The sequence below is a fragment of the Thermomonospora sp. CIF 1 genome (genome assembly GCF_001896795.1).
Classification (GTDB): domain Bacteria; phylum Actinomycetota; class Actinomycetes; order Streptosporangiales; family Streptosporangiaceae; genus Thermomonospora; species Thermomonospora curvata.
Genome location: NZ_MOYN02000017.1, coordinates 1 through 19,939 on the forward strand (window position 1 = coordinate 1; position 19,939 = coordinate 19,939).

A 19,939-nucleotide genomic window follows, 5' to 3' on the forward strand; every position below is an offset into this window, starting at 1 on the left:
CGGCTGTGGGAAGACAACGAACTCCAACACGTTCGTGGGTTGGGGCCGCGGCGGATCGGGGAGATCACCACGGCACTGATCGCGGCAGGGTTCGTTCTGACTCCTCACAGCCACGGCTGACCGTCCAGCACCGAGGGCGTGTTCTGGTGTGGTGTCGGAGTGGGCTGGTTGCTCGGGGGTGGAGTCGGGGCAGTCCAAAACGCTCGTGCTGTCGAGTGATCAGGCGGTCCTAATGACCGGATGCGACACCTTCATCCCCACATAAGTTCAAGTCGCCAGTGTCCTGCTGGCCGAAGAGAGGCCGTCCGCGCCCGGCCGAGTTTTTCGGGCATGCCGACCCTGGCTTCACCCTGCGCACTTCATGCACCTGATGCCCTCCGGCCGCGACCGCATGCATCAGGCGATCGACAGGCCTGGAAGGCGATCAGGACACCGAGCGCCCCGGATGTGCCCTCCATACAGGGCACATGAGCTGCGGCCCTGACCCGGGCGGTTCCCTTAGAACACCGAAATGTGGACGTGGTCGAAGTGGTTCTGGGTGAGGCTGCCGCGGTCGGCCATCTTGCGCCAGCCGCCGCCGCGTACGTTCCAGATGTGCTGCTTCCAGATCACGTAGTGGATGCCCAGGCGTGTGGCGTTGCTGATCGCGTAGGCGGCCACCTGGTCGCCGTGCCGTAGCGCCTGGGCGCTGGGCATTCGGCCGGCCGTGCTCTCCATGAAGTCGCAGGCCTTCCCCAGGGCGTGGTCCTGGGCGTCGGCGCCGGTCCGGTAGCAGCCGATCACCGGGAACGGGCCGAAGCGGTTGTTGATCTCCAGGACCACCGCTCGCATTCGCGGGGTCATCCGGTTGCCGGCGATCGGGGTGGCCCGGCCGCGCACTCCGTCGGGGCGTCCGGTCACCTGGGGGGCCTGCCGGGCCGGGGTGCGCTGCTGTGCGGCGGTCAGGACGGCGACCTTGGTGCCGCGGGGCATCACCTTCCGCAGCTTCTTGCTCAGGGTGCGCGGGTCGGTTTTGCGGGTGCTGACGATGAGCGCGTTGCCGTCGGGCAGGCCCAGTTCCCTGGCCCGCTGCCGGGAGACGACGGCGTGCACGTCGCTGATGCCCAGGCTGGCGTACGCCCCGACCCGGACCTGGCCGGGGGATTCGCTGCGGCCCGCCGGCACGGTGCCGCCCAGTGTCAGCCCTTGGGAGCGGCCCAGCTCGAAAGAGACCACCAGGTCACCGCCGGCCACCGCCTGCCACAGCTGGTCGGAGGCCGCCGACGCCGGCGGGGTGAAGGCCCGGAAGGTCGACGGATCGACCCCCAGCAGCCCGACCCGCCGTCCGGCCACCAGCGTCTGGGCGGCGTCCACCACCTCCACCGCGGCCACCCCCTTGACCCGCCGGGCGCGCTCCACCGCCTTGGCCGGCAGCGGGCCGCTGTGGGCCAGCAGCAGGTGGGGGGTGTGCCGTTTGCCCAGCGGCGCCACCACCGGGACGGCCGGGCGCACCGCGTCGCCGGAGATGGACACCAGCCGGTCGTCGTCGAGCGCGTGCTCGGCCGGCCCGCCCAGGTCACCGAAGGCCAGTACGCATACATCGGCGGTCAGCACGCCCGCCACCAGTGTTGCCAGGAGGGCGAGCGGCCAGCGGCGGGACCGGTGTGCAGCCGGATGTCTGTTGCGCCTGATGGTGTTTCTCCTACAGGAGTCGCCGGACGAGGCGAGGATGCCACCACCGGCACTGATCGGCAACAACGGGGACTTACACCGAGTGTCGCCCGGCGGCGAGCGTCCCGGCGCGGAAGAATTCGATGTGTCCTGGCCCACATTCGGTGTTTTAGGGTGGCGTCATGGCGGCATTGCACCACCCCGATCGCGAGCAGATCCGGCTCGTGGACGTTTTGCACGCCTTGGGCCACCCCATACGGCTCGACATCGTGCGAGCCCTGGCCTCCGGTGAGGAGACCCCCTGCGGGGCCATCGACGTGCGGGCTCCCAAGTCCACTCTCACCACGCACTGGCGGGTGCTGCGGGAAAGCGGCGTGATCCGGCAGCGCCCCGAGGGCCGCCGCCTCTATCTGACGTTGCGCCGCGACGATCTGAACGAGCGTTTCCCGGGACTGCTCGACCTGGTCTTCGCCGAGGACGCCGAGCCGGTGCACTGAGCGGCCGCCTCCGCTCGCGGCCGCGCCGGCCCGGGGCGGCCGCGAGCAGAGGGATAGGGCGTCAATCCCACCAGAACGACCAGGAGGTCTTGCCGCGGATCTCCTCGGCGTAGCCGGCCAGCGTGCCCGGCCCCTGGAACATCGTGTCGGGGCAGAACGCCCAGTGCTCGGCGGCGACCTGCAGGGCGTGCCGGGAGGTCAGCGGCGGCGCGGCCACGCTCAGGTCCAGGGTGTTGAAGCCCATGCCCACCACCCGGACCCCGAACCGGTCCTCCCAGCCGCGGACCACGGCCGCCAGCGGCGCCGTCCACTCGTTGTGGTTGAGCGCCCCCTGCCAGCCCATCGCGGCCAGTGTGTCGGCGCCGCGGTCCACGGCCGCCAGCCCCAGCGACATGCCGCGCCGGGCCAGTTTGTCGGCGTACTGGTCGGCGAGTTCGTCGGGGTCGTGGACGAGCGTGCCGGGCGGCGCCAGGCCGGGGCAGTTCTTGCCGTAGGGCTCCAGCTCGGAGTAGTCGCCGTCGGTCTGGCTGGCGCACCAGTCCGCCCATACCTCGGCCATGAACGCCGCCGGGTCGTAGTTGTCGATCTCCGACACCGGCTCGGGCGCCACCTGGCCGGCCGTCCAGGGCTGGGTGGAGTCGTCCAGCAGCACCGGCCACAGCCCCGAGCGGGGGTGCTCGTCGCGCAGCGCGCTCCACAACCCCGGCGGGACGGGGCCGTCGCTCACCCAGAAGGCCGGGCGGCGCACCGGGTGGCGCTGCGGATAGCCGGGGTCCGGCCACACCACGGTCCCCGGGGGCAGCTCCACCGACAGGGAGCGTCCCACGCCCCCGTCGCTGAACAGGTGCCGCAGAGCAGGGGGGTGCAGCTCTGCCGGCCGGGTGAGCCGACGCTCGTGATCATCCATCTCGGGCCGTTTCGGTGCAGATCGTGCCAACAGGGATCTTGGCACTTCGCAGATGTTAGTGCGGTCGGCGGCCGTCGCGGTGCCGGGCGGGGATTCGCCTCCCAGCCGTGATCTGCCCGCGACGATGAGGCGGGCCGCCGAGGCGGTGCCCGGCGGCCCGGTCGCGTCGGGTGCGCGCTATGGCGGGCCGCAGCGGCTCAGTGCGGCCGGGACCGGCCCGGCGGCGCTGCAGGGGGTTGTTTGGCGCGTTCCAACGCCGTCGCCGGCCGCTTTGAGGGCCACGCTGGTCAGCGAGACGGCCAGGGCCACGTCCGAATCGGTGGCCAGGCGGACCTGCACCCAGTCCTCGCCGGGGCGCACGGTCACCCGTCCCGATTCCCGCAGCGCCTTACCGAGCCGTTCGATGACCGGCCGGGTCAGCAGCAATTCGGCCGTGTCGGCCGAGTGCAGATGGAGAACCTGGCATGTGCCCGCGTCGAGACCGACACCGGCTCCGCAATCGGCCGGGGCCACGCGCACCGCGGGCCAGGTGCGAAATCGGCTCAACAGCCGCTCGGCGAAGGCGGCCCCGCCGCTCTCCATGGCTGCCACGCCTCGATGTTCGCCGCCAGGGCGGGCGGCGGGGAACTGCTTGAGTCGGAATCGTTATACCTGCCGCCTGATTCCGGACATCGCATGAATACCCGAATGTTGGCGATCTGTTTGCGGATGTCACTTTTGGGGTTTTGGGTCATGTGGGGGTGCGCTTGCCGGAGGCTGATCAGAGCAAGCGGCCGGGTCTTGAGAGGAGAGTGTGAAAACAGTCGTCCGGTGTTGACTCCGTCCACGGCTGGGCAGCCTGGTGACCGGCGTCAAGCGGTCCGGGGTGCTGCCTGCGGTTCGGTGAACCTTTTTCAGCACGAGGTTTCCGCGGGCGGGGACGAGGGCTCATAGTCAGGTCCGCTGCCGTGACCTGCGATGCCATGACCCCGGATACCGTCCGGGGTCCGGTGCCCGAGACCGCGTGTTGAAGAGGATTCAGCCGGCGGGGGCGGTGTCCAGCTCGAACCAGGCGGTGAGGCCGGCGGGGGTGCGTACGTGGTCCCACCGGGAGGCCAGCCGGTCCACCAGGAGCAGGCCCCGGCCTCCCTCGTCCTCCAGGCCGGACTCGCGCAGGCGGGGCCGCGTCCCGGAACCGGCGTCGGTCACCTCGACCCGCACGCCCCACTCGGTCTCCAGCACCGCCACCGTGATGGCGCCCGAGCCGTGCACGATGCCGTTGGTGACGAACTCGCTGGTGAGCAGGACCGCGGTCGCACAGTCGGGGTGATCTCGCAAGACGTCCTGGACGAATCTGCGCGCCCGCGCCACGTCCTCGGTGTTGCCTTCGAAGGTGAGGATCCCGCGGACGGTGCCTGCGGGTCCCGTTCTGCCTGCCGGCATCGTGACCTCCCCGTGCGGCTCGGGGCAGGCACCATGGCGTGGCCGTGTCCGCTGCTCGACTTGACCCACCATGGTGACGCACCCGCCTTCCCGCCGACCGGACGCTCCCTGCGCACCCGGTGCCGCCTCGGCGGCCCTCGGGCATCTGACCGGCCCGTTCATCCGACCACGAAGCCCGGTGGCAAAGCTTGAGACGCACCGAAAAGCAGGTGAGCGCTTGTTGTCAGCGGTTTGACAATGGCAGTAGGAGCAGTCGGTGGGGCCGGCCACCCAGGGTGAAGTATTGGGCAGATGTGTCATCCGAGTAAAATTCGTAAAATTTTCTTCTCGGTTTGACCGGTGGTGGGGCGGCATGATCCGGTAAGGCGGCCCGGCGGCGCCGGGGAGGCCGGCCCGCCGCCACCGGCGGGCCCGCGGCGGAATCGGACCGACGCTGACATGAGATTCCATAGAACGCCTTCGGAAAGTTATTCCGCCACTATCGCGGTCACGAGGTTGCCGATTCCCGGGAATTCCAAAAGGGCTTGGCGGCACGGCCGGCCCGCCGCGCCCGTGGCCGCGATCCGCTCACCCCGGTGCGGACGGACGGGCCACCGCCCCGGACCGCCGCCATGTCCTTCCTCGCCGCGGTGACAAGAACGCCCGGGGCCGCCACCGCCCGGGCAAAGAGACGGGCGGCCATTGCGGAGCGCCTGGCGGATCTTGCGGGAAGTGGTGCTATGCCCGGACACGCGACCGACTTGCGGGGCGACCGGACGCTGTGATCTGGTATTTACTCAGAAGTAACGATCATGCTCTTTATCGTCGTCGCCGGTATCGGCCACGATGCCTGCCGGGGCGGGGCCGCCCGCCGGGAAGGGCGCCGGGAGAGGGGGAACGCCCATGACCGCAGGGGACCCGACGGTCCGGGTCGGCCTCACCGGCGTGACCGCGTTCCTGCCCGAGCGGACGCTCACCAGCCGCGAGGTGGAAGACCGCATCGCCCGCCACAGCGACGGCTACCGGCCGCTGGCGGGGATCGTCACCCGCATGACCGGGATCCGCTCCCGCCACCTGGCCGCCGACGACCAGCAGGCCTCCGACCTGGCGGCGGCGGCCGCCCGGTCGCTGCTGGAGCGGCGCGGCCTGACCCCGGGCGATGTGGACCTGCTGATCTTCGGCTCGGCCAGCCAGGACCTGGTCGAACCGGCCACCGCGCACATCGTGTCGGCCAAACTGGGCACCACCTGCCCGGTGTTCGACGTGACCAACGCCTGCAACAGCTTCCTCAACGCCCTCCAGGTCGCCGAGGCCCTCATCCGGACCGGGCAGCACGCCCGGGCGCTGGTGTGCACCGGTGAGATCCCCTCCCGGGCGATCCGCTGGAAGGTGCGCGACTTCAAACAGTTCGTCGAGTCGTTCCCCGGCTACACCCTCTCCGACGGCGGCGCCGCGGCGCTGCTGGAGCCGGTCCCGCGCGGCGGGATCTTCCACCGCGCCTTCGAGGCCGACTCCACCGCCTGGAACGTCGGCACGCTGCCCGGCGGGGGCACCATGCACCCCCGCGACCCCGAGTACACCTACTTCCACGCCGACGGACGCCGCCTCAAGGACGCCTTCTTGGCGCTGGGCTCGGGGCTTTTTGACAAGGCCCTCGCCGACACCGGCCTGAGCTGGGACGACTTCGCCGTGATCTGCGTGCACCAGGTGGCCATGCCCTACCTGGAGCTATTGCGCGAGCAGACCGGCATCCCCGCCGACCGCCTGGTGGTGACGCTGCCCGAGCACGGCAACCTGGCCTCGGTGACGCTGCCCCTGCAACTGGCCACCGCGCTCGAGGAGGGCCGCTGCGGCCCCGGCGACCGGGTGGCCCTGCTCGGCCTGGCCGGCGGCGTCAGCCTCGGCGTGATCTTCCTGGAGCTGTGAGGCCGATGAGCGCGAACCCGCCACGGCGCAGCGGAGCCGGGAAGGAGTCGCTGTGGGTCGTCGTGCCCGCCTACAACGAGGGGGCGGGCATCACCGCGACGCTGCGGGCGCTGTCGGCCCAGTGCCTGCCCCCCGCCGGGGTGGTCGTGGTCGACAACGCCAGCACCGACGACACCGCCGAAGTGGTGCGGGCCTACGCCGCCGCGCACCCGGAGCTGAACCTGGAGCTGCTGCACGAATCCCAAAAGGGCACCGGCGCGGCCGCCGACACCGGCATGCGGCACGCCATCGCCCGCGGCGCCACCCACCTGGCCCGCACCGACGCCGACTGCCTGCCGCCGCCGCACTGGACGGCCGCGATCATGCGGGCCTTCGACGAAGGGCTGGAACTGGTGGCCGGCCGGCTGCGCCCGCGCACCGACGAGTTCCCGCTGAACTGGAAGGAACGCTGGCTGCTGCCGGTGCTGCAGCCGCTGGCCGCCGCCTTCGGCCGGATCCGCCCCGGTAACCAGGGCCCGGACTATCTGGGGCCGTACGTGATGAGCCCGGCCTGCACGCTGGGCATCACCGCCGAGCTGTATGAGCGGTGCGGCGGCTTCCCCCGCGCCCCCATCGAGGAGGTGCACGACGACCGCGAACTGGTCAACCGCGTCCGCAAGGTGACCACCGCCTACGGGCGGCGCCGGGACGTGTGGGTGTACTGGTCGATGCGCCGCGCCCGCGCCTACGGGCTGCGCGGCACCCTGGCCTGGTACGCCCGTCCCGGCCGCCGGGACAAGGAGATGGCCAAGGAGGTGGACGTCCGCCTGCCCCGGCCCCGGCCGCGCCGCCCTCCGGCCGGCCCGCCGCGCAGGCCCCGCCGCGTCGACGAGGCCGACCTGGTGGGACGGGTGCTGGCGCAGGCCGAACGCACCCCCGGGGCGGTGGCGCTGGTGCACGGCCCCGGCGACCGCCAGATGACCTACGGGGAGCTGCGGCATCGGGTCCTGGCGGTGACGCACGGCCTGCGGCGGGCCGGACTGCGGCCCGGCGACCGGGTGCTGCTGGGCGTGCGGCACTCGGCCGCAACCGTGATCATCGCGCTGTCGGTGGTGGCCGCCGGCGGCACCCTGGTGATCGTCGATCCGGGGGCGGGCCCGCAGATGTTCGCCGCCCGGCTGCGGAGCGCCCGGCCCCGCTGGGTCATCGCCGAATCCGCCCTCTACAGCCTCAACCGCCTGCGCGTCCTGCGCGGCCCGGCCCGCCGGGCGGGACTGCTGCTGCCCGGCGTCACCGACCCCGCCCTGCGCCACGTCCGCGTCGGCCCGTGGCTGCCGGGCGTGCCCGCCGGGGCGCTGGACTTCGCCGAGCTGATGCGCGGCCCCGCCCCCGAGACGGCCGGCGAGCGCGACCCGCACGCCCCGGCGGTGGTGGTGTTCACCTCCGGGACCACCGACGCCCCGCGCGGCGTGGTGCACTCGGCGGCCTCGCTGGCGGCCGGGCTGCGGCTGTGCCGCGACCGCTTCCCCCTCGGGCCCGGCGACGTGGTGCACGACGCGGGGTTCATGCTGGGGCTGCCCGCGCTCATCGCCGGTGCCCGCTGGTCGATCCCCGCTGCCCGCGACCCGGTGGACGGCTTTTTGGCCGAGGTGGCGCGGCGCGGCGTCACCCACGCCTTCTGCGTCCCGGTGCACCTGGCGCAGATGCTGGAGGAGTCCGGCGACCGGCTGCCCGGCTGCCTGCGGTACCTGCTGCTGGGCTCGGCGCCCGTCCCCCCGGCGGTGCTGCGGCGCGCGGTGGCGGCGGCCGGCGGGCGCACCGAGGTGCTGTCGGTCTACGCGCTGACCGAGATGCTGCCGGTGGCCATCGCCGACGCCGCCGAGAAGTTCGCCCACTGGGACTCCGGCAGTGGGGGGGACCTGCTGGGCGCGCCCCTGCCCGGGGTGGAGGCCAAGATCGCCGCCGATGACGAACTGCTGCTGCGCGGCCCCAACACCTGCCTGGGCTACCTGGGCGAGCCGCCGCTGGAGTGGCTGGAGACCGGCGACCTGGCCCGCCTGGACGACCGGGGCCGCCTGATCCTGATCGGCCGCAAGAAGGACATGCTGATCCGCGGCTCGGCCAACATCTACCCGGGGTTGTATGAGCCGGCCATCGCCGCGCTGCCAGGTGTCGCCGAGGCCGCCATGGTGGGGCTGGCCGACCCGGTGACCGGCGATGAGGAGGTCGTGCTCGCGGTGGTGCCGGACGGCGACGTGCCGCCCGCCGCGCTGCGCTCCCGGCTGCGCCGCGCCCTGCCGGAGGTGATCGACGCCGCGGCGCTGCCGGACCGGATCGAGGTGCTGCCCGGCCTTCCCCGCGCCGGGCGCTCCCACAAGCTGGACCGCGACGCCCTGCGCGCCCTCGTCGGGGAGGGCCGGGGGACGACGGGACCCGTCCGGGGACGCTGAAGGAGCTTCGGCGACCCGCCGTTCCCCGGGCGGGCTTTTCAGTCCTCGAAACGGATGCGCTCGCCGGAACGCAGGCGGTCCAGCCCCAGCCAGATGAACTCCACCGCCATGGTCTCGGCCTTGTCCCGCGGGGTGTCGCGGTGCTCCAGCCACCACGACACCATCGACAGCATCGCCCCGTACATCAGCGGCACCAGCAGCCGGGCGCGGCGCTCGTTGACGGCCAGCTGGGCGGGGGTCAGCGTCGGGTCGGCGCGGCGGCGGCGCAGCAGCAGCCCGGCGAACTCCTCGCCCAGCCGCTCGCGCATGTCCCGCAGGTCATCGCCCACCTCCGGCTTGTCCAGATGCCGGATGACCAGCGCCCAGGCCGCCGGGTCCTCGGTGGCGTAGTCGAACAACGCCCGCACCATCGCCCGGATGTTGTCCACCGAGGACCGCCCGGGCCGCACCGCCGAGCGCAGCCGCCCGGTCAGCTCCGTCACGATGGCGGCGGCGACCTCGGCGAACAGCTCTTCCTTGGAGGCGAAGTGCTGGTAGAGCAGGGCCTTGGACACCCCCGCCGCCGAGGCCACGTGCTCCATCTGGGTCAGGTGGTAGCCGCGCCGCCCGAACTCGCCGAGCGCCGCCGCGAGCAGCTGCTCGCGGCGGCGGGCGTACGGCATCCGCTGCCGCAGGCCGGTCCCCCCCGTGGTATCGGTCATTTGCTCACGTACTTACCCAGCTCGGCGCGGGCGACGGAACGGATGTGCACATCGTCGGGCCCGTCGGCGATCCGCAGGGTGCGCAGCGAGGCGTACATGCGGGCCAGCGGGGTGTCGTCGCTGACGCCGGCGCCGCCGTGCACCTGGATGGCGCGGTCCACCACCTGCAGCGCCACCCGGGGCACCACCACCTTGATCGCGGCGACCTCGCTGCGGGCGGCCTTGACCCCGTACTTGTCGATCATCCAGGCGGTCTTGAGGGTCAGCAGCCGGGCCTGCTCGATGGCCATCCGGGACTCGGCGATCTGCTGCTGCACCACGCCCTGCTCGGCCAGCGTCTTGCCGAAGGCCACCCGGGAGACGGCCCGCTGGCACATCAGCTCCAGGGCGCGCTCGGCGGCGCCGAGGGCGCGCATGCAGTGGTGGATGCGGCCGGGACCCAGCCGGGCCTGGGCGATCATGAAGCCGTCGCCCTCGTTGCCGATCAGGTTCTCGACCGGGACCCGCACGTCGGTGAAGGTGATCTCGCAGTGCCCGTGCTGGTCGTAGTAGCCGAACACCGGCAGCGGCCGGATCACCTCCACCCCGGGGGTGTCCATCGGCACCAGCACCATCGACTGCTGCCGATAGGGATGCCCCTGCGGGTCGGTCTTGCCCATGACGATCATTATCTTGCAGCGCGGGTCGGCCACGCCGGTGATCCACCATTTGCGGCCGTTGATGACGTAGTGGTCGCCGTCCCGCTCGATCCGGGTGGAGATGTTCCGGGCATCGGAGGAGGCCACGTCCGGCTCGGTCATCGCGAACGCGCTGCGGATCTGGCCCTCCATCAGCGGGCGCAGCCAGCGCTCCTTCTGCTCGGGGGTGCCGAACATGTGCAGCACCTCCATGTTGCCGGTGTCGGGCGCGGCGCAGTTGGTGGCCTCGGGGGCCAGGTGCGGGGAGCGCCCGGTGACCTCCGCCAGTGAGGCGTAGTCGGTGACCGTCAGCCCGTGCGCCGGCTCCTGGCAGTCGGGCAGGAACAGGTTCCACAATCCGCGCTTGCGCGCCTCGGCCTTGAGTTCCTCGACCACCGGGGGAACGACGTTCTCCTTCCCCGCGGCGATCAGCTCGGCCCGCTGGGTCTCATAGACCGGTTCGGCCGGGTAGACGTGGGAATCCATGAACTCCTGCAGCCGGGCCAGGTACTCCTCGGCCCGGGGGCTCAAACCGAAATCCATGCGGCTATAGTAACTGACTAGTCAGTCACCTTGAGGGTCGAGGTCGCTTGGAGGTTCGGATGGACGCCGCGAGCCGCTCGGGCAGCAACGGCGGGAACTACTCCGGGAACTACTCCGGGAAAGTCGCCTGGATCACCGGAGGGGCCAGCGGCATCGGCGCCGCCGTCGCCCGCCGCCTGGTCGAAGAGGGCGCCCAGGTGCTGATCTCCGACGTCAACGTCGAGGCCGGCAACGCGCTGGCCGAGGGGCTGGGCTGCAAGTTCGTGCGCTGCGACGTGCGCGAACCCGCCGACAACAACGCCGCCGTGGCCACCGCCGTGGAGACCTTCGGCGGGCTGGACATCGCCTTCCTCAACGCCGGGGTGGCCTCCCGCTGCGGCCTGGGCGGCGACTTCGACCTGGAGGCCTACCGCCGGGCCATGGCCGTCAACCTCGACGGCGTGGTCTACGGCATCGTGGCGGCGCTGCCGGCGCTGCGGGCCCGCGGCGGCGGGGACATCGTCGCCACCGCCAGCATGGCCGCGCTGACCGCCACCCCCTTCGACCCCGTCTACGGCGCCAACAAGGCCGCGGTGGTCGGGCTGGTGCGCGGGCTGGGCCCCAACCACGAGCCCGAGGGCATCCGGATCAACGCGCTGTGCCCGTCGTTCGCCGACACCCCCATCATCGAGGGAATGAAGGACGAGCTGGACAAGCTCGGTCTGCCGGTCCTGGACGTGGCCGATGTGGTGACGGCGTTCATGAGGCTCCTGGAGGCGCGCGGCGCCGGCCAGGCCTGGTACGTGGTGCCGGGCCGTCCTTCTGAGCCGTTCCAGTTCCGCCGCGTGCCCGGCCCTCGCTGACCGGTGGGACGGAACACGAGGGAACCCGAGGAGGAACATGCGCGCCATCCAGATCACCGAGTTCGGCGGCCCCGAGGTGCTGCGCCTCGTGGAGCTGCCCGACCCCGTGCCCGGCCCCGGAGAGGTGCTCATCGAGGTCTCCCGCGCCGGGGTCAACTACGCCGACACCCACCAGGCCGAAAACAGCTACCTCAGCCCCGCCGCGCTGCCCATGGTGCCCGGCGGCGAGGTGGTGGGACGCACCCCCGACGGGCGCCGCGTCGTCGCCATGGCCAGTTCCGGCGGGTACGCCGAGAAGGCCGTCGCCCCCGAGCACATGGTCTGGGACGTGCCCGAAGAGGTCGACGACGTCACCGCGCTCGGCCTGCTTGTGCAGGGCGTCTCCGCGTGGGTGCTGCTGCGCCGCAGCGTCCGCATGGAAGCGGGGGAGAGCGTGGTCGTGCACGCCGCCGCCGGCGGCGTCGGCTCCCTGGCCGTGCAGCTGGCCAAGATCTGGGGCGCCGGGCGCGTCATCGCCACCGCCTCCTCGCCCGCCAAGCGGGAGCTGGCCCTGCGGCTGGGCGCCGACGCGGCCGTGGACCCGGCGGCCGAGGACCTGACCGCCGCCCTCATCGAGGCCAACGAAGGCAGGCGCGTCGATGCGGTGCTGGAGATGACCGGCGGCCCGGTCACCGACCAGAGCCTGCGGGCCCTGGCCCCGTTCGGGCGGCTGGCCTTCTACGGCATGGCCTCGCGCAAACCGCCCTCGCCCGTCCGGCCCGAGGCGCTGATGGCGCACTCGACCACCGTCGCGGGCATGTGGCTGGCGCACGTCTTCCGCCAGTCCGGCGATCTGGCGCGCACCGCCCTGGAGGAGCTGTATGCGCTGGCCGCCGCGGGCCGGCTGCAGGTGATCGCCGGCGGCGAGTACCCGCTGAGCCAGGCCCGCAAGGCCCACGAGGACCTGCGGGCCCGCCGCACCACCGGCAAGCTCGTACTGGACCCCTCTCGCTAGCGCTCCGGCGATGACCAGGCGGCCGGCGTTCCCGAGTTGAGCACCTTTATGTGAGGAGGACCACTTCCAGCGCGTACCCTGGCGGCGGACGATCCGGGCATCGGGGACCTCCCCGGGCCCGGTCGTCTGTGAGTTGTCGTTGCGGGGATAGGGAGCTTTCCCCCCGATTCTGGGACGATCGCCCTATGACGTGTGGGGTCTACGTCGCGGCCGGTGACGCCGCCAGCCTGAAGGCCACGCTCGCCCTCGGCCTGACCGAACTGCTGTGCCGGCAGGTCGGCACGGTCGGCGTCTTCCGCCCGGTGGTCCGTGCGGGCGACCGCGACGACCTGGTGGAGACGCTGCGGGCCCGGTTCAAGCTGGGCTGCCGGTACGCCGACTGCGTCGGGGTCACCTACGAGGAGCTGGCCGCCGACCCCGACGCCGCCGTCGCCGAGATAGCCGCCCGCTACCGGCGGCTGGCCGAGCGGTGCGAGGGCGTGGTCGTCGTCGGCACCGACCACACCGACGTCGGCGTTTCCGCCCGCCAGGGATTCGACGCGGCCATGGCCGCCCGGCTGGGCCTGCCGGTGCTGCTGGTGGTCAACGGGCTGGAGCGCACCCCCCAGCAGGCCGCCGAGGCCGCCGCCCTGGCGGTCAAGGAGGCCGAGGGGGAGCGGGCCGCGGTGCTGGCCGTGGCGATCACCCGGGTCGACCCCAAGCGGCGGGAGGAGGTGCTGCGCGCCGCCCGCCGCCCCGACGGCCCGCCCGTCTACGCGCTGCCCGAGGTGCCCCGCCTGGCGGCGCCCACGGTCAGCGGGCTGATGGAGGCCTGCGAGGGCTACCTGATCCTGGGGGAGGAGCACCAGCTCGGCCGGGAGGTCTCCGGCCTGATGGTGGGGGCGATGTCGCTGCCCAACATCCTCAACCGGCTCACCGAGGGCGTGGCCGTGCTCATCGCCTCCGACCGGGCCGCCGCATTGCTGCCGGGCCTGATGGCCGCGCACGCCGCCCCCACCTTCCCCGCGCTGTCGGGGATCATCATGACCGGCGGCATGGAGCTGCCGGAGTCGGTGGCCCGGCTGCTGGACGGCATGTCGGTGCGGCTGCCGGTGATCATCACCGAGGGCGACACCTTCGAGACCGCCACCCGGCTGTCGGCCGCCACCGGCCGCCGCTTCACCCCCGATGCGCACGGCAAGATCGAAACGGCGCTGGGGCTGTTCGCCGAGCACGTCGACGGCGCCGCGCTGGCCGAGCGGCTGGGGGTGCGCCGCAGCCGGTGCACCACCCCCTTGATGTTCGAGTACTCCCTGCTGGAGCGGGCCCGCGCCGACCGGCGCCGCATCGTGCTGCCCGAGGGCTCCGACTCGCGCGTGCTGCACGCCGCCGACATCCTGCTGCGCCGCGGCGTGGCCGACCTGACGCTGCTGGGCGATGAGGAGGCCATCCGCACCGAGGCGGCCGAGCTGGGGCTGGACGTGTCGGCCGCCAAGGTCGTCAGCCCCTTCGACCGCAGGCTGCGCGAGCGGTTCGCCGCCGAGTACGCCCGGCTGCGGGCGCACCGCGGCGTCACCCACCGGCTGGCCCGCGACCTGGTCACCGACGTGCAGTACTTCGGGGCGCTCATGGTGCACCTGGGGCTGGCCGACGGCATGGTCTCCGGCGCCGTGCACACCCCCGCGCACACCGTCCGCCCGGCGCTGGAGATCGTCAAGACCGCCCCCGACGCCAAGATCGTCTCCAGCGTGCATTTCGTGTGCCTGCCGGACCGGGTGCTGCTGTACGGGGACTGCCTGGTGGTGCCCGAGCCGGACGCCGCGCGGCTGACCGGCATCGCGCTGTCGGCCGCCGCCACCGCCCGCCGCTTCGGCATCGAGCCGCGCCTGGCGCTGCTGTCCCACCCGGCCGGCACCCGCGGCGGCGGCGAGCAGGCCCGCGCCGCCACCTCCCTGGTCCGCTCCCGCCTGCCGGAGCTGCAGGTCGACGGCCCGCTCACCCATGAGGAGGCGATCGGCGAGGGGAGCACCGTCTACATCGTGCCGGACCTGGACATCGGCGACGCCCTGGTCCAGGAGCACCGCGCCGCCGGGGCCACGGTGATCGGGCCGGTGCTGCAGGGTCTGCGCCGGCCGGTCAACACCCTGCCGCCGCGCGCCACCGTCCAGGACATCGTCAACGCGGTGGCCATCACCGCCATCCAGGCGCAGTCGCCGCCCGACGATCCGGCCGAAGTGTTCTCCTAGCGCTCGCCCTCCGGATCCCCCCGCAGCGCGCCGATCCGCCCCCGCGCCGCCCGGAAAACGTCCGCGACCTGGCATAACACGCCCCGAAAAGGGGAGTGGCGGGGCATGGGCACCGAAGGCGAACCGGCCGCGCAGGAACCGCCGTCACACGCCACCGCCACGGCCACCATGATCGCGGGAGCGGCGGCGGTGGGCGGGTTCCTGTTCGGCTACGACACTTCGGTGATCAACGGGACGGTCGAGGCGCTGCGCGCCGAGTTCGGGCTGGGCTCGTTCGTCGTCGGGCTGGTGGTGGCCTCGGCGCTGCTGGGCTGCGCGGCCGGCGCCTGGTTCGCCGGGGAGCTGGCCGACCGGATCGGCCGGGTGCGGGTGATGCTGCTGGCCGCCCTGCTGTTCGTGCTCAGCGCGCTGGGCTCGGCGCTGGCCTTCTCCGCCGTCGACCTGACGCTGTGGCGCCTGGTGGGCGGGCTGGCCATCGGCGCCGCCTCGGTGATCGCCCCCGCCTACATCGCCGAGATCGCCCCCGCCCGCCTGCGGGGGCGGCTGGGCTCGCTGCAGCAGCTGGCGATCGTCACCGGGATCTTCACGGCGCTGCTGGCCGACTACTTCATCGCCCGCGTCTCCGCCGGCGGCGCCTCCGGGGAGTTCCCGCTGGGCGGCACCGCCTGGCGGTGGATGTTCGCCAGCGCCGTGGTGCCGGCGGTGATCTACGGGGCGATCGCGATGAGCATCCCCGAGTCCCCGCGCTTCCTGGTCAAACGGCACCAGGAGGCACGGGCCCGCCGGGTGCTGGCCCGGGTGCTGGGGGCCGGGACCGACGTGGACGCCAAGGTCCGCGACATCGCCCGCACGCTGCGCGAGGACCGCCCCGTCCGGGTGCGCGACCTGCGCGGCCCGCGGCTGGGCCTGCTGCCGATCGTGTGGGTGGGCATCCTGCTGTCGGTGTTCCAGCAGTTTGTGGGGATTAACGTCATTTTCTACTACTCATCCTCTTTGTGGCAGGCTGTCGGTTTCAGTGAGAGCGACGCCATGCTCACCTCGGTGATCACCTCGATCACCAACATCGTCACCACCCTGGTGGCCATCGCCCTGATCGACCGGATCGGCCGCCGCCGGCTGCTGCTGGCCGGCGCCGCCGGGATGACGCTCACCCTGGCGACGCTGACCGTGGCGTTCGCCACCGCGCCGCTGGTGGACGGCGAGCCGGTGCTGGGACCGACGGCCGGCCCCATCGCGCTGATCGCCGCCAACCTGTATGTGTTCTCCTTCGGCGCCACCTGGGGCCCGGTGGTGTGGGTGCTGCTGGGGGAGATGTTCAACAACTTCATCCGGGCCGCCGCGCTGGCGGTGGCCGCCGCCGCCCAGTGGATCGCCAACTGGCTGATCACCATGACCTTCCCGGCCATGGCCGCCCTCGGCCTGGGCTTCGCCTACGGCTTCTACACCCTGTCGGCGGGCGTGGCCTTCCTGTTCGTCTACAAGGCCGTCCGCGAGACCAAGGGACGCGAGCTGGAGGACATGGACCAGCTGTACGGGGTTCCCGAAGATCGCACCGCCCGGCACGCGTGACCCGCTACCATGACCCTATGGCGCGCATGCATCGGCCGACGACGACGCCGGGCACCTCCCGGCGGCACCCGCGCATGCGCTGACCAGCGAGCCATCTGCAGGCCCCGGGAGCGATCCCGGGGCCTTGCGTTTCCCCTGGGCCGCTCCCGCCAGCCGAAAGGAAATCGATCATGAAGCCGGTCGACCCCGGTAACGGCGGCGGCTCGATAGCATCTAACGCCGGCAACCCGAACCCGTCCGACCAAGGAGTACCCGTGTCCACCGTGTCGAAGCTGCGCATCACCCTCGACGGCGACGAGCGGATGGTGGCGGCCGGCACCACCGCGGGCCAGGCGCTGGAAGCCGACGGCAAGACCGTCATCGCCGCCCGCGTCAACGGCGAGCTGCGCGACCTGGATTATGAGGTCCGTGACGGGGACGAGGTCGAGCCGGTGGCGATCGACACCGAAGACGGGCGCGCCATCTTGCGGCACTCCACCGCGCACGTGATGGCCCAGGCGGTCCAGGAGCTGTTCCCCGAGGCCAAACTGGGCATCGGCCCGCCGGTGGAGAACGGCTTCTACTACGACTTCGACGTCGCCAGGCCGTTCACCCCCGAAGACCTCAAGCGCATCGAGAAGCGGATGCGCGAGATCATCAAGCAGGGCCAGCGGTTCTCCCGCCGCCCGGTCTCCGACGAGCAGGCCCGCGCCGAGCTGGCCGACGAGCCCTACAAGCTGGAGCTGATCGACCTCAAGGGCGGCGCCTCGGCCGACGACGGCTCCAGCGTGGAGGTCGGCGCCGGGCAGCTGACCATCTACGACAACCTGGACGCCAAGACCGGCGAGGTGTGCTGGAAGGACCTGTGCCGCGGCCCGCACCTGCCGACCACCCGGCACATCCCGGCCTTCAAGCTGATGCGCTCCGGCGGCGCCTACTGGCGCGGCAGCGAGAAGAACCCGCAGCTGCAGCGCATCTACGGCACCGCCTGGGAGTCGCGCGAGCGCCAGGATGCGTACCTGAAGATGCTGGAGGAGGCCGAAAAGCGCGACCACCGCAAGCTCGGGGTCGAGCTGGACCTGTTCTCCTTCCCCAGCGCGATCGGCGGCGGCCTGGCCGTCTGGCACCCCAAGGGCGGCATCGTCCGCAAGGTGATGGAGGACTACTCCCGCAAGCGGCACCTGGAGGCCGGCTACGAGTTCGTCGTCACCCCGCACCTGAGCAAGTCCACCCTGTTCGAGACCTCCGGGCACCTGGACTGGTACGCCGAGGGCATGTACCCGCCCATGGAGCTGGACGGGGCGACCTACTACCCCAAGCCGATGAACTGCCCCATGCACATCATGATCTTCAAGGCGCGGGGCAGGTCGTACCGGGAGCTGCCGCTGCGGATGTTCGAGCTGGGCACCGTCTACCGGTACGAAAAGTCCGGGGTGCTGCACGGGTTGACCCGGGCCCGCGGCTTCACCCAGGACGACGCGCACATCTTCGTCGCCCCCGACCAGCTCGCCGAGGAGCTGGCCAGCCTGCTGAAGTTCGTGGTGGGGCTGCTGCGCGACTACGGGCTGACCGAGTTCGAGGCCGAGCTGGCCACCCGCCCGGAAAAGTACGTCGGTGAGATCGCCGACTGGGAGAAGGCCCAGGCCGCGCTGGAGCACGCCCTCCAGGAGGCCGGCCTGCCCTACGTCATCGCCGAGGGCGAGGGCGCCTTCTACGCCCCCAAGATCGACGTGCACATCCGGGACGCCATCGGCCGCCGCTGGCAGCTGTCCACCCTGCAGGTGGACCTGCAGCTGCCGCAGCGCTTCGACCTGGAGTTCCAGGCCGCCGACGGCACCCGGCAGCGGCCCTACATGATCCACCGGGCGCTGTTCGGCTCGGTGGAGCGGTTCTTCGCCATCCTGCTGGAGCATTACGCCGGGGCGCTGCCGCCGTGGCTGGCTCCGGTGCAGGTGGTCGGCATCCCCATCGGGGCCTCCCACGTGCCGCACCTGGAGAAGGTGGTGGCCCAGCTGCGCGCCCGCGGGATCCGGGCCGAGGTGGACGCCTCCGACGACCGGATGCAAAAGAAGATCCGCAACGCCCAGAAGGCCAAGATCCCCTACATGCTGCTGGCCGGCGACGACGACGTCTCCAAGGACGCGGTCTCCTTCCGCTACCGCAGCGGCGAGCAGAAGAACGGCGTGCCGATCCCGGAGGCGGTCGAAGAGATCGTCCGGGCCGTCGAAGAGCGCATCCAGATCTGACGGCCCGGGCTGTGCGGCCACGCCCACCGGGCGCGGCCGCACAGCCCGGCGGGCCGCCATCGACCGTCACGACCAGGGACAGCAGCGATGAAGACCAGGAGACCGGCCGCCCGGCACGGCGCCGGGTGGCTGCGCTTCCTCGGCTACGGCGGCTCGGTGCTGCTGGTGCTGGCCGCCGTCGCGGTGCTGTTGCTGCCGCTGCTCGGCCAGGGCGGCGACGCCGGGGCCGCAGCGGGCGCCCGCTCCGCCGGCCCCTCGCAGAACGCCGCTCCGCAGCCCCTCGGGTCGCCGGGCTTCACCACCGGGCCGTCCGCCGCCGACCCGCAGCGGCCCCCCGCCCGGAGCACCACTCCCCAGGGGGACCCCCTCGGCCAGGGAGATCCGCTGAACCCGGGCGGTGACGGCGGCGGCGGAGGAGGCGGAGGCGGCCAGGGCGACCCCCTGGCCCCGCGCGGCGGCACCACCCCCGACTACTGCCCGCGAGGGCTCGGCGCGGTGCGCTACGGCATGACCGGCCTGGAGGTGACCGTTCAGTTCAGCGGCGCCGCGTTCGTCCAGGTGGTGGTCCACCTGGTGGGGCTGCGCAGCCTGGAGCAGACCACCCAGGTCCAGGCGCGCCGGCCGCACACCTTCGTCTTCGAGACGGTCACGCCCGACCAGGTCGAGCGGGTCCAGGTCAAGTCGGTGGGCGCGACCATCCCGCAAAGCTGCGACCTGCGCCTGAACTAGGCCCGGCCGCGTTGCGCCCCGGCGGGCGGGCGCACGTCGTCGATCACCACGTTGACCGCGGAGACCCGGGCGCCCAGCATCAGGCCGACCACCCGCGCCACGTTGGCCTTGACCGCCTTGGCGACGTCCATGATCACGCAGCCGTACTCGACCACCACGGTCAGGTCCAGCGACATCTCGCCCTCACCCCGGTGCACCCGCACCGCCTGGGCGCGTTCGCTCAGCGCGGCCACGCCGTCCACCTCCCCGGCGGCCAGCGCGGCGATCTTCTCGACCACCTCGTCCTCGATCGTGATCCGGCCCTTGACCACGGCGGCGGCCTGAGGACGCGCCTCGGCGGCCTGCTCGCTCCCGGCCGTCTTCTCTCGCCGGGCCTCCTCGGGCCGCTGGGGTTCCTGGGGGGAGCGCTGGTGGCGTCCGGGCGGCAGCAGCGTCGGCGCCACCGTGCCGGCCCCCGCCGTGCCCGACAGCGGGACGCCCGCGGGCGGTGTGGCATGCCGCCCCGGCGGCGCCGGGAAGAACGGCGGGCGGCCGCCTTCGGCGGGCGATGCGCCCTCCGCCGTTCCGTTGCCCGAGGCGCGGCTGTTGTCCAGGTCGGTCATGAAAATCCCCCACAGGTCGGAA

The 19,939-nt window shown here is 72.4% G+C and carries 16 protein-coding genes; 9 read left to right on the forward strand and 7 right to left on the reverse strand.

Annotated features, from left to right (window positions below; all coding sequences use genetic code 11):
• Positions 1-498 precede the first annotated feature (498 nt).
• On the reverse strand, positions 499-1,593 hold the full coding sequence (locus BUE48_RS10310; RefSeq protein WP_012852432.1) for a VldE C-terminal domain-containing protein: 1,095 nt from the start codon (positions 1,591-1,593) through the stop codon (positions 499-501).
• A 239-nt stretch (positions 1,594-1,832) separates the two neighbouring features.
• On the opposite strand from BUE48_RS10310, the gene BUE48_RS10315 reads away from it, so the two are divergent.
• Positions 1,833-2,147: an ArsR/SmtB family transcription factor gene (locus tag BUE48_RS10315; RefSeq protein ID WP_286989719.1), complete on the forward strand. Its 315-nt coding sequence runs from the start codon at positions 1,833-1,835 to the stop codon at positions 2,145-2,147.
• A 61-nt stretch (positions 2,148-2,208) separates the two neighbouring features.
• Here the strand turns inward: BUE48_RS10315 and BUE48_RS10320 are convergent, their stop codons facing one another.
• The 3 genes from BUE48_RS10320 to BUE48_RS10330 all read right to left on the reverse strand — a co-directional run bounded on the left by BUE48_RS10320 (position 2,209) and on the right by BUE48_RS10330 (position 4,476).
• Positions 2,209-3,054, reverse strand: a complete 846-nt coding sequence (locus BUE48_RS10320; protein WP_012852434.1) for a DUF4253 domain-containing protein — start codon at positions 3,052-3,054, stop codon at positions 2,209-2,211.
• Between the two features lie 177 nt (positions 3,055-3,231).
• Positions 3,232-3,636 carry a luciferase domain-containing protein gene (locus tag BUE48_RS10325; protein ID WP_286989738.1) on the reverse strand — a complete coding sequence of 135 codons (405 nt, stop codon included), beginning with the start codon at positions 3,634-3,636 and terminating at the stop codon, positions 3,232-3,234.
• A gap of 435 nt (positions 3,637-4,071) precedes the next feature.
• Positions 4,072-4,476 carry an ATP-binding protein gene (locus BUE48_RS10330; protein ID WP_012852436.1) on the reverse strand — a complete coding sequence of 135 codons (405 nt, stop codon included), beginning with the start codon at positions 4,474-4,476 and terminating at the stop codon, positions 4,072-4,074.
• 882 nt (positions 4,477-5,358) lie between these two features.
• On the opposite strand from BUE48_RS10330, the gene BUE48_RS10335 reads away from it, so the two are divergent.
• The gene (locus tag BUE48_RS10335; protein ID WP_012852437.1) at positions 5,359-6,381 is read left to right on the forward strand and encodes a 3-oxoacyl-ACP synthase III family protein; all 1,023 of its coding nucleotides are present in this window, start codon (positions 5,359-5,361) and stop codon (positions 6,379-6,381) included.
• A 5-nt stretch (positions 6,382-6,386) separates the two neighbouring features.
• A complete protein-coding gene (locus BUE48_RS10340; protein WP_286989720.1) occupies positions 6,387-8,810 on the forward strand; it encodes an AMP-binding protein in 2,424 nt (807 codons plus the stop codon).
• 38 nt (positions 8,811-8,848) lie between these two features.
• On the opposite strand, the gene BUE48_RS10345 is transcribed toward BUE48_RS10340, so the two are convergent.
• Complete coding sequence (locus BUE48_RS10345; protein WP_012852439.1) at positions 8,849-9,511, reverse strand: TetR/AcrR family transcriptional regulator; 663 nt, start codon at positions 9,509-9,511, stop codon at positions 8,849-8,851.
• Positions 9,508-10,731, reverse strand: coding sequence for an acyl-CoA dehydrogenase family protein (locus BUE48_RS10350; RefSeq protein WP_012852440.1), 1,224 nt, complete (start codon positions 10,729-10,731; stop codon positions 9,508-9,510). Before BUE48_RS10350 ends, BUE48_RS10345 begins: the two co-directional genes overlap by 4 nt.
• A 59-nt stretch (positions 10,732-10,790) precedes the next feature.
• Between BUE48_RS10350 and BUE48_RS10355 the strand changes: the two genes are divergently transcribed.
• The 6 genes from BUE48_RS10355 (at position 10,791) to BUE48_RS10380 (ending at position 19,315) form a co-directional block, all read left to right on the forward strand.
• A complete protein-coding gene (locus BUE48_RS10355) occupies positions 10,791-11,573 on the forward strand; it encodes an SDR family oxidoreductase (protein ID WP_286989721.1) in 783 nt (260 codons plus the stop codon).
• Between the two features lie 37 nt (positions 11,574-11,610).
• Positions 11,611-12,567: a quinone oxidoreductase family protein gene (locus BUE48_RS10360; protein ID WP_012852442.1), complete on the forward strand. Its 957-nt coding sequence runs from the start codon at positions 11,611-11,613 to the stop codon at positions 12,565-12,567.
• Between the two features lie 185 nt (positions 12,568-12,752).
• Positions 12,753-14,792: a phosphate acetyltransferase gene (gene pta / locus BUE48_RS10365; protein WP_286989722.1), complete on the forward strand. Its 2,040-nt coding sequence runs from the start codon at positions 12,753-12,755 to the stop codon at positions 14,790-14,792.
• A 105-nt stretch (positions 14,793-14,897) separates the two neighbouring features.
• Entirely contained in the window at positions 14,898-16,361 is a 1,464-nt protein-coding gene (locus BUE48_RS10370; protein ID WP_012852444.1) for a sugar porter family MFS transporter, read from the forward strand.
• A gap of 254 nt (positions 16,362-16,615) precedes the next feature.
• Positions 16,616-18,586: a threonine--tRNA ligase gene (thrS, locus tag BUE48_RS10375; protein WP_041439505.1), complete on the forward strand. Its 1,971-nt coding sequence runs from the start codon at positions 16,616-16,618 to the stop codon at positions 18,584-18,586.
• An 87-nt stretch (positions 18,587-18,673) separates the two neighbouring features.
• Entirely contained in the window at positions 18,674-19,315 is a 642-nt protein-coding gene (locus BUE48_RS10380) for a hypothetical protein (RefSeq protein WP_286989723.1), read from the forward strand.
• Here BUE48_RS10380 and BUE48_RS10385 read toward each other — a convergent pair.
• Positions 19,312-19,917, reverse strand: a complete 606-nt coding sequence (locus BUE48_RS10385; protein ID WP_286989724.1) for an Asp23/Gls24 family envelope stress response protein — start codon at positions 19,915-19,917, stop codon at positions 19,312-19,314. The genes BUE48_RS10380 and BUE48_RS10385 overlap by 4 nt on opposite strands.
• Positions 19,918-19,939 lie beyond the last annotated feature (22 nt).

What these genes read in the sequence shown, in the direction of transcription:
- BUE48_RS10355 (WP_286989721.1), top strand. Translation starts at nt 10,791, where the DNA reads ATGGACGCCGCGAGCCGCTCGGGCAGCAACGGCGGGAACTACTCCGGG.
- BUE48_RS10335 (WP_012852437.1), top strand. Translation starts at nt 5,359, where the DNA reads ATGACCGCAGGGGACCCGACGGTCCGGGTCGGCCTCACCGGCGTGACC.
- BUE48_RS10360 (WP_012852442.1), top strand. Translation starts at nt 11,611, where the DNA reads ATGCGCGCCATCCAGATCACCGAGTTCGGCGGCCCCGAGGTGCTGCGC.
- BUE48_RS10340 (WP_286989720.1), top strand. Translation starts at nt 6,387, where the DNA reads ATGAGCGCGAACCCGCCACGGCGCAGCGGAGCCGGGAAGGAGTCGCTG.
- BUE48_RS10380 (WP_286989723.1), top strand. Translation starts at nt 18,674, where the DNA reads ATGAAGACCAGGAGACCGGCCGCCCGGCACGGCGCCGGGTGGCTGCGC.
- BUE48_RS10320 (WP_012852434.1), bottom strand. Translation starts at nt 3,054, where the DNA reads ATGGATGATCACGAGCGTCGGCTCACCCGGCCGGCAGAGCTGCACCCC.
- BUE48_RS10325 (WP_286989738.1), bottom strand. Translation starts at nt 3,636, where the DNA reads ATGGAGAGCGGCGGGGCCGCCTTCGCCGAGCGGCTGTTGAGCCGATTT.
- BUE48_RS10350 (WP_012852440.1), bottom strand. Translation starts at nt 10,731, where the DNA reads ATGGATTTCGGTTTGAGCCCCCGGGCCGAGGAGTACCTGGCCCGGCTG.
- BUE48_RS10385 (WP_286989724.1), bottom strand. Translation starts at nt 19,917, where the DNA reads ATGACCGACCTGGACAACAGCCGCGCCTCGGGCAACGGAACGGCGGAG.
- BUE48_RS10370 (WP_012852444.1), top strand. Translation starts at nt 14,898, where the DNA reads ATGGGCACCGAAGGCGAACCGGCCGCGCAGGAACCGCCGTCACACGCC.
- BUE48_RS10315 (WP_286989719.1), top strand. Translation starts at nt 1,833, where the DNA reads ATGGCGGCATTGCACCACCCCGATCGCGAGCAGATCCGGCTCGTGGAC.
- pta (WP_286989722.1), top strand. Translation starts at nt 12,753, where the DNA reads ATGACGTGTGGGGTCTACGTCGCGGCCGGTGACGCCGCCAGCCTGAAG.
- BUE48_RS10345 (WP_012852439.1), bottom strand. Translation starts at nt 9,511, where the DNA reads ATGACCGATACCACGGGGGGGACCGGCCTGCGGCAGCGGATGCCGTAC.
- BUE48_RS10330 (WP_012852436.1), bottom strand. Translation starts at nt 4,476, where the DNA reads ATGCCGGCAGGCAGAACGGGACCCGCAGGCACCGTCCGCGGGATCCTC.